6 protein-coding genes and 1 pseudogene are annotated in these 7,902 nt (G+C 33.6%); all 7 read right to left on the reverse strand.

Going from position 1 to position 7,902, the window contains the following annotated elements; genetic code table 11:
* Positions 1-150: pseudogene (locus ACU68U_RS08855) on the reverse strand (sigma-70 family RNA polymerase sigma factor); the annotation flags it as partial.
* A gap of 242 nt (positions 151-392) precedes the next feature.
* Positions 393-1,745 (reverse strand): MATE family efflux transporter, encoded by a 1,353-nt coding sequence (locus tag ACU68U_RS08860; RefSeq protein WP_002834842.1) that lies wholly within the window; start codon positions 1,743-1,745, stop codon positions 393-395.
* 26 nt (positions 1,746-1,771) lie between these two features.
* Positions 1,772-3,517, reverse strand: a complete 1,746-nt coding sequence (locus ACU68U_RS08865; RefSeq protein WP_446763166.1) for an ABC transporter ATP-binding protein — start codon at positions 3,515-3,517, stop codon at positions 1,772-1,774.
* Positions 3,510-5,300: an ABC transporter ATP-binding protein gene (locus ACU68U_RS08870; protein WP_446763167.1), complete on the reverse strand. Its 1,791-nt coding sequence runs from the start codon at positions 5,298-5,300 to the stop codon at positions 3,510-3,512. The genes ACU68U_RS08865 and ACU68U_RS08870 overlap by 8 nt, the downstream gene beginning before the upstream one ends.
* Complete coding sequence (locus ACU68U_RS08875; RefSeq protein ID WP_446763168.1) at positions 5,290-6,759, reverse strand: ABC transporter ATP-binding protein; 1,470 nt, start codon at positions 6,757-6,759, stop codon at positions 5,290-5,292. Before ACU68U_RS08875 ends, ACU68U_RS08870 begins: the two co-directional genes overlap by 11 nt.
* A complete protein-coding gene (locus ACU68U_RS08880) occupies positions 6,744-7,514 on the reverse strand; it encodes an energy-coupling factor transporter transmembrane component T family protein (RefSeq protein ID WP_425339113.1) in 771 nt (256 codons plus the stop codon). Before ACU68U_RS08880 ends, ACU68U_RS08875 begins: the two co-directional genes overlap by 16 nt.
* Positions 7,447-7,902: MptD family putative ECF transporter S component (locus ACU68U_RS08885; RefSeq protein ID WP_446763169.1), on the reverse strand; the 456-nt coding region annotated here is incomplete at its 5' end. The genes ACU68U_RS08885 and ACU68U_RS08880, both read right to left, overlap by 68 nt.

Consider the following 7,902-nt stretch of genomic DNA (forward strand, 5'->3'; position numbering starts at 1 on the left):
TTCTCGCCAGTAGACTTTATAAATATCTTCACTGACTTTGACCTTTTGTCCGTTGATATAAAGGTAATATTTTTTTGGCATATATGCTTCCTCCATTTCTTTTTGTCTGCGTTTTAAAACAAAAAAAGGAGGACTCCTGCACCTTGGCATAAGAAGTCCTCTAAAACGAAAGAAACTTGTTCTTCCTTTAATTATATTTAATTGTTTAGACGAGCATATGGAAAGACAAACAGCTATAAAGCTTATAGGAAAAAGGACTATTTTTATTGTGGTTTATTCTTTCAAATAAATATATAGACTTTTCCATTTCTATCCCTCCATTTTATAGCTAACTATTTTCCATAAATTAAGTCCTTCTAATGTTTCAAATTCTAAACACCTAATAAGAAATTTTACGCTTGAACTTTTTCTTTCCCCATTTTATTCAGTTCCGCAATCATCATGAAAACGCCAACAACAATCATAATGAAATCAACAAGTGGCTGTGTAAACCAAACAGCTTTTACTCCAAATATCATTGGCAATAAAATCATGGCAGGAACAAACAAAAACAGTTGTCTAAGCATTACGATTATCCCAGCTTTCTTTCCGTTTCCGATTGATTGGAAGAAAGTAACAGTCATAACCATTACTCCATACAAAATAAATACGGAATAGAACAATCTAAAGTTTCCAACACCCTGTGCAATGATGTTTGCTTCTACACCGAATAAAGATAGTATTTGACTTGAAAGCAATAAAGACGGAATCCAAAAGATTGCTGCAAGAACTAAACCGCCAATAGAAAAGACCTTCATAGCCTGTCTTACTCTGTCATACTGCTTTGCTCCAAAGTTTGTTCCAACAACAGGTTGTAAGCCTTGACTCATTCCCCAAAGAGGAATAAATGAAAAGGCATATACACGAAGTGATGCCGCCATCAAAATTCCATTGGTATCTCCGCCATACTTAAATGCCATTTTATAGAGCATAGTCTGTTGAATCATAAACAAAAGCTGCATCATCATAGCGGATGAACCGACAGAAAACATTTCTTTTTTAATTTCCGCATCAGACTTTATCTTATGGATTTTAACAACTTTACTCTTTTTCAAGAAATAATGTAGTGTTGCCACTGCCTGAACAAATTGTGCTGTGATGGTTGCAAGGGCAGCACCTTCAATCGCATATTCACCCATAACTGTCATTAAAATCGGATCAAGAATGATATTCAGTAATGCTCCAAGTCCCATAATCGTCATAGCTTTTTTCATCAGTCCTTCGCCACGCATAACCATGTTTGCGGACTGTGTGAAGTTTACAAATAGAGAACCTATAAAAATTACTCTAAGGTATCTAATACCATAGGCTTTGATTTCACCCGTTGCACCGACCATATCTAAAAAATGCGGAGCAAGAAGTATTCCTCCAACTGTAATAATTACAGAGAAGAAAATCACCCAATAGATTAGGTTACCCATAATTTTATCTACAGTTTTTTGATCCCCTTTACCGATTGCTCTTGAAAGTACAGATGCAGAACCTACACCAAGTAAAGTTGAAACACCGCTGTTGAAAAAGGTAAGTGGCATTGCGACACCACAGGCAGTCATTGCTGTCTGTCCTATAATTTTCCCTGCAAATATTCCGTCCATTAACGGATACAGACCGATAACAATCATTCCGATAACTGCCGGAATAGATAACTGAAAGAGTAAATCTATCGGTCTTTTTGTTAATAATTGTTCTTTCATATCTTGTTTCATTGCCTTCTCCTCTCTTAGACCAATTTTTATATAATTTTTAGTCCTTTATTTTTTTCTTGGAGCTCTACCATATTTTTATAAATCCCATTTAAAGCAATTAGCTCATTATGGGTTCCTTGTTCTGCAATATTCCCTTCCTTGATTACAATAATACTATCGGCATCTCTAATAGTATTTAATCTATGGGCGATAACTAATAATGTTTTATTCTTTACCAATTCACTGATTGCTTCCTGTATATAGCTTTCATTGTCCACATCAACACTTGCTGTTGCCTCGTCAAGAATTACAATAGGAGCATCTTTTAATATGCAGCGAGCAATAGAAATTCTTTGCTTTTCACCACCGGATAGAGTTGCTCCTCCTTCTCCAATCATTGTGTCAAATCCATCAGGAAGTGCCATAATGAAGTCATAGCATCTTGCTTTTTTTGCGGCTTCTATAACTTCTTCTTTCGTCGCATTTTCTTTCCCCATGGCAATATTATTAAAAATCGTATCTTGGAATAAATACACTCTTTGGAAAACCATACTAATTTCCGACATCAATTCAGATAGTGAAACATCCTTTATATTCACTCCTCTAATCAAAATTTCACCGGAGTCTACATCCCAAAATCTCGCTAAAAGGTTGGCTACTGTAGATTTTCCTCCACCAGATGGTCCAACTAAAGCTGTCATTGTATTCTTTTTCATTTCAAAATTCATATCATGCAAAACCTCTTTTTCTCCATAAGAAAATTTCACATGATTAAAACTAATTTCCGGCTCACCAAACCTAGCCTTTAAGATATGTTTTTTACCTGTATCCTGTAGTTCTGTCTCGTTTAATAATTCTTCAATACGATCTAAAGCAGCATTCATAACTGTTAGCCTACTTGCTTCTCCATAAAGAGTTTTTAATGGACTAAATAAGTCAAATACAAATAGTATCAGTCCTAACACATAAGGAAGTTTCAACATTCCTTGTAAATGAAGATACAAAGCAAGTGCCAAAATAAATGTAATTCCGATACCATAAATGATGTTCAATCCGCTTGTCCAAGGTGTCATCTTCTTTTCAAACTTTATAGAAGTGTCTCTTGATGAAGCAAAGCTGTCTGTAAGAGCCTTTGAATTGTCTCCTAAAAGGTTATAGCTTTTGATTACACTAATTCCTTCTGCAAATGATAAAACTGCATCTGTTAGTTTTTCACTCTGTTCTTGTCTAATAGCCGCTTCCGATAAAGACATCTTATTCATGCTATTTGCAAGCAGTGTTGCAACCAGTGTTACACACACAGCAATCAGTCCAATTCTGTAATCTAAAACAAACATGAATACTGTTAGTACAAGTGTTGATAATACATAGCTCATCATATTGGCAATCGTACTCATGGAAACTTCTTCAATAAAAGCCATGTCCGAACTTAAAACAGAATTTATTTTTCCTAAATTACCTGCTGTAAAATATCCCATAGGAAGTTTTCTAAGGTGATTTCCAAGCTCCATCCTTTTGTCTGCAAAAATCAGAAAGCCGGCTGCACTTTGCAATTTATCGCTTAAGAAATGAACCACCGCTTGTAATAAAACCACTAAAACAAGTCCTATTCCTACATATAGAAAAGTTTTGGAGGTATTCGTTTTTTCATAAAATCCTATCAAAACGGTAAATGCAATAAATATAGGCATTTTACTTAATATGGATTCAACGAAGGCAAAAACAAATGCCCCTTTAATTCTATTTTTATACTTTCCTGACAAGTTTAAAATTCTTGATATTAGCTTAAACATTCATTTCACCTGCCTTTCTATCAATTTTCCATTCCTTACTAAATATTGTCGCATTCCATAATTTACGATACTCTGCTGATGATTCTAACAAGTCCTTATGTTTTCCATTTGCAACTAAACGACCATGATTCATTACCAATATTTGGTCTGCATCTACAATTGCCGGAAGTTTATGAGCAATTACAATCAATGTTTTACCTTTTACAAGTTCAGCAATCGCAGCTTCCATCTTTTCTTCATTTTCAGGATCTGCATAGGCTGTTGCCTCATCAAGTACAACAATCGGTGCATTTTTTAAGATAGCTCTTGCAAGGGATATTCTTTGTCTCTCTCCACCTGATAACATCTTTCCTGCCTCGCCAGCCAAAGAGTAAATACCATTTGGGAGCTTATCTAAAAATTCCATACACTGAGCTTTCTTTGCAGCTTCTATCACTTCTTCATCGGTAGCTGACAAATTTCCGATACGAATATTTTCTAAGAGTGAAGTATTAAATAAATATTGGTCTTGAGATACATAAGAAATCTCTTTATTCAGTGCCTTAAGACTCATATCCTGTAAATTTTGTCCTCCAATGCTAATGCTTCCCTCTAAAACATCATAGTAATGAATTAAGAGTTTCGCTAAAGTGCTTTTACCTGAGCCTGATTCTCCAACAATGGCTGTCTTTTCTCCAACTTTTGCTGTAAAGCTCACATTATGAATCACATTTTTAATGTATGTTTCAGGTTGTCCATTCTCTCCCATCTTGCTTAGTTGATAACCAAATGTAACATTGTCATAGGAAATAGTATGATCTATACCTTTAAACCTGTTTTCACCTTGTTTTAATGGTTCTATATTTAAAGCATCTTCCAATGCAGATATTTTATAATTAAGCTGTGGCATTGTTGGTAAAAATCCCAAAGCCTTTAAGAGTGGTAAGCCAATACTCAAAGATAGGCATAAAACCAATATCAAATCAGAAAGACTAACATAGCCCATGTAAGCAAAGTAACCGCCAAGCGGCAATGTTAATATAATCGTGCATGGGAGCAAGGCACTATATAATGCCATCCATGGCCATGCAGTCTTATACCAAGCGAGTGCATAATCTCTATAATCTCCAACATCTTTAGAAAATCTTTGATATGATTCCGCTTGCTTGTTAAACACTTTTACTACTTCCATACCATTCACATATTCAATAATGGTATTATTCATTTTTCCACTCGCCATATAATATGGTCCCATTTTTTTCATTCCTGCGGAATACATAATCATCATAGCGACAATGCTTAGTGGAATGGATGCCAAAGACATAAGTGCCAGTCTCCAGTCAACGAAAAACATTGCAATATATACCATTACAGGCACAATTAAATTGGCAATTCCTTCAGGCAATGAGTGTGCCAAAAGAACTTCCAAACTACCAATATCATCTACAAACATCTTTTTAATAGCACCTGTTCCCTTTTCTTCAATAGCTCCTAAGGGAAGATTCTCCATCTTTTTTTGTAGAGATGTTCTAAGTCCAAATAATGTGTTATATGCTGCCTTATGGGACATATTAAGAGCCAAACCACCTAATAATGCTTGCAAAACCAAACATATCAAAATACCGGCAAGCAAAATAACTAACCTTTTGAATTCCAAATTTTGTCCTAAAATCAAAGGATTTATAATCTGATAAGCAAATAGAAATGGCACAACTCCCATAATGACACTTAATAGCATAATAAAACTCGCTAAATGTATTGTTTTCTTATGCGAACCAGCATACTCAAAAACCTTATTTAACATCATTCTCCTCCTTAATCAAAGATTTTTTATTATCCATAAAATCCATAATCACTTGTTCATTTCCTTTTACAGATATTTTTTTATAATTTTCTCTACCAATCATTAAAACAGAATGGCAAGTTTTGAATAGTAGTTCCAAGTCATGCGTAATAATGATAAATGGAACTTCCTCTGATTTTTCTGTAATTAAATCAGATATAATACTCATACTTCTATAATCAAGTCCAGAGGTCGGTTCATCTAAAACTATCACTTTTCGATTGGATAAAAACGAAGTAATAATCGCAAGTCTTTGTTTTTGACCACCAGACAGTTTTTGTGGGTGGCTTACTTTCTTATGCCACAACTTTGTTTTCTTTAAGTAATCTCGTATTTCTTCTAAATCACTTTCCGTATTCTTTTCTTTACAAAATATCAGCTCATTTTCCACAGTGTCTAAAAAAATCTGAGCATCAACATCTTGCAAAACTAAATAAGAATTTTTCAATCGTTCCTTCTTGTTCTTTCCATAATTCACATCTAATCTTTTTTCTGAAAGCCCACACAAAGAATTTGCTAATGTTGTTTTCCCAATTCCATTAGAACCAATAATTCCCATGATTTCTTTTTCTTTAATGTCAAAAGTCAAATCTTTTATCAAAGTTCTTTTCCCTTGGTGAATATTTGCATTGTCGACTTTTATATAGCTTCTGGTTTTTAATGGCTCTTTTTCCGACACAAGTTCTTTTTCATTTAATGTTCTTAATTCCAGTTCTTTACACTTCCGGTTATCGAGTTCACCTTTTTTAAAAATATTTTCTACCGTTCCATCTTTCATATAGACAAGACGATCAAAAATATTTTTAAGGTAATACAATCTATGTTCAGCTATTACAATTGTCTTGCCAATCGCTTTTAACTTAACAAGTATGTTTTCAAATTTCCTTATACTGTCATAATCAAGGCTACTTGAAGGTTCATCGAAAAAGATAATGTCTGTATCATAAATAAGTGTTCCTGCTATCGCCACCTTTTGTCTTTCTCCACCAGACAATTCAAAGATAGATTTTTTTCTTATATGACCTATCTCCAGTAAATTTAATGCTTTATCTACCTTTTCTTTTAATAAGTTCCCATCTAACCCAAGATTTTCTCCTACCAAAGCAACTTCATCTTCAACCACATCGCAAAAGAACTGATCCTTGGGATTTTGAAATACATTTCCTATATATTTTGCAAGTTCACCTTTCTGATACGAAGAAATTTCTTTTCCCAAAAGCTCAACATTACCTTCTAAATTTCCTTCGTAAAAATATGGAATGAGTCCATTTAGAAGTCTTAAAAATGTTGTTTTCCCACATCCTGAAAGACCTGTTAATACAACTATCTCTCCTTTTTTTACAGACAGTTTTAAGTCTTTTAGTACTAAGTCCTCTCCGTATGAAAATTTGCGTATATTTGCTTCTAACATATTTTCCATACACTCACCAAAACCAAAATTATTCCAATCATTAACATTACAATATCGATAAAAGTAAATTTTACATCATGAAAACTTGTTTTTTTACCATCATATTCAATGCCTTTTGATATGATTGAACAAGTTAAGGTATCGCTTATATCTATGCACTTATACATAAGAGGAACAAAATATAATTCAAATGTTTTAATTGGTTTGAAAATACTTGCTTTAAATCCTCTAATTTTCATGCCATTGTTTATTTCCTTCATCCTAATAGAAATTTCCGGAATAAAACGAAAAAACAGTGTGATTCCTATACCTATTCCACCATCAATACCAATTTTTCTAAATGCAGCAATTAGATGCGAAGAACTATATGAAGACAGCACTTTTCCCAAAATGAAAAGTGGAGCAAATTTCAACACTATAAGTAGCATTGTATATATAGAACCAACCAAAACATTTCCTAAGTGGGGTTTCAGCAAATAAATAAGCCCCCATACTATAAGCAATGAACATATCGTTCTAAATGCCTTTCTTATAGAAAATAAGAATAGTAGTCCTAAGACAAAAATAAGGGAAAATAAATATTGTGATTGCTCTCCAACAGTTAGAATAACTGAAAATAGTAAAATCAACCCAACTATAGTAAGTGGGTTGATTTTATCTAATAGTTGGTACCCTTCTATATAGTTTTTTTCACCTTTACAAAACACTTTTTTTCTTCCTGTTGCTAAAGAATTTGTTGTAAATATATGTTCCAAAATTAGCACCAATAATTGATGCAACGATTGCGATCACTACGCAAATTGCAATGTTTTTAGGGGTGTAAAAATTATAAAGAAATGTTGCATAGTCTGTTGTAAACATCTTAGGGAATTGTTTTGTAAGACCTTCTACTCCAAATACGAATGTGAAATACATCGCATGAAGCGAATATATAAACATACCAGCACCAAAACCAAGTCCTACTTTCATATTATTGCCTGAGTAATTTTCCTTTTTACCAATCACAAGCTCTGCTAATATTCCTGCAATTGCACAAACTACTATTACAGGCCACATTCCCATAAGAGCATAGAACACGCCGAGTAATAAGAAATATAAGAATGCTGTTCCTCTTTGTGCGACTTGTTTACACATTATTACAAAAACTGGTGC

Source organism: Finegoldia sp. P3-F-LR (assembly GCF_052932165.1).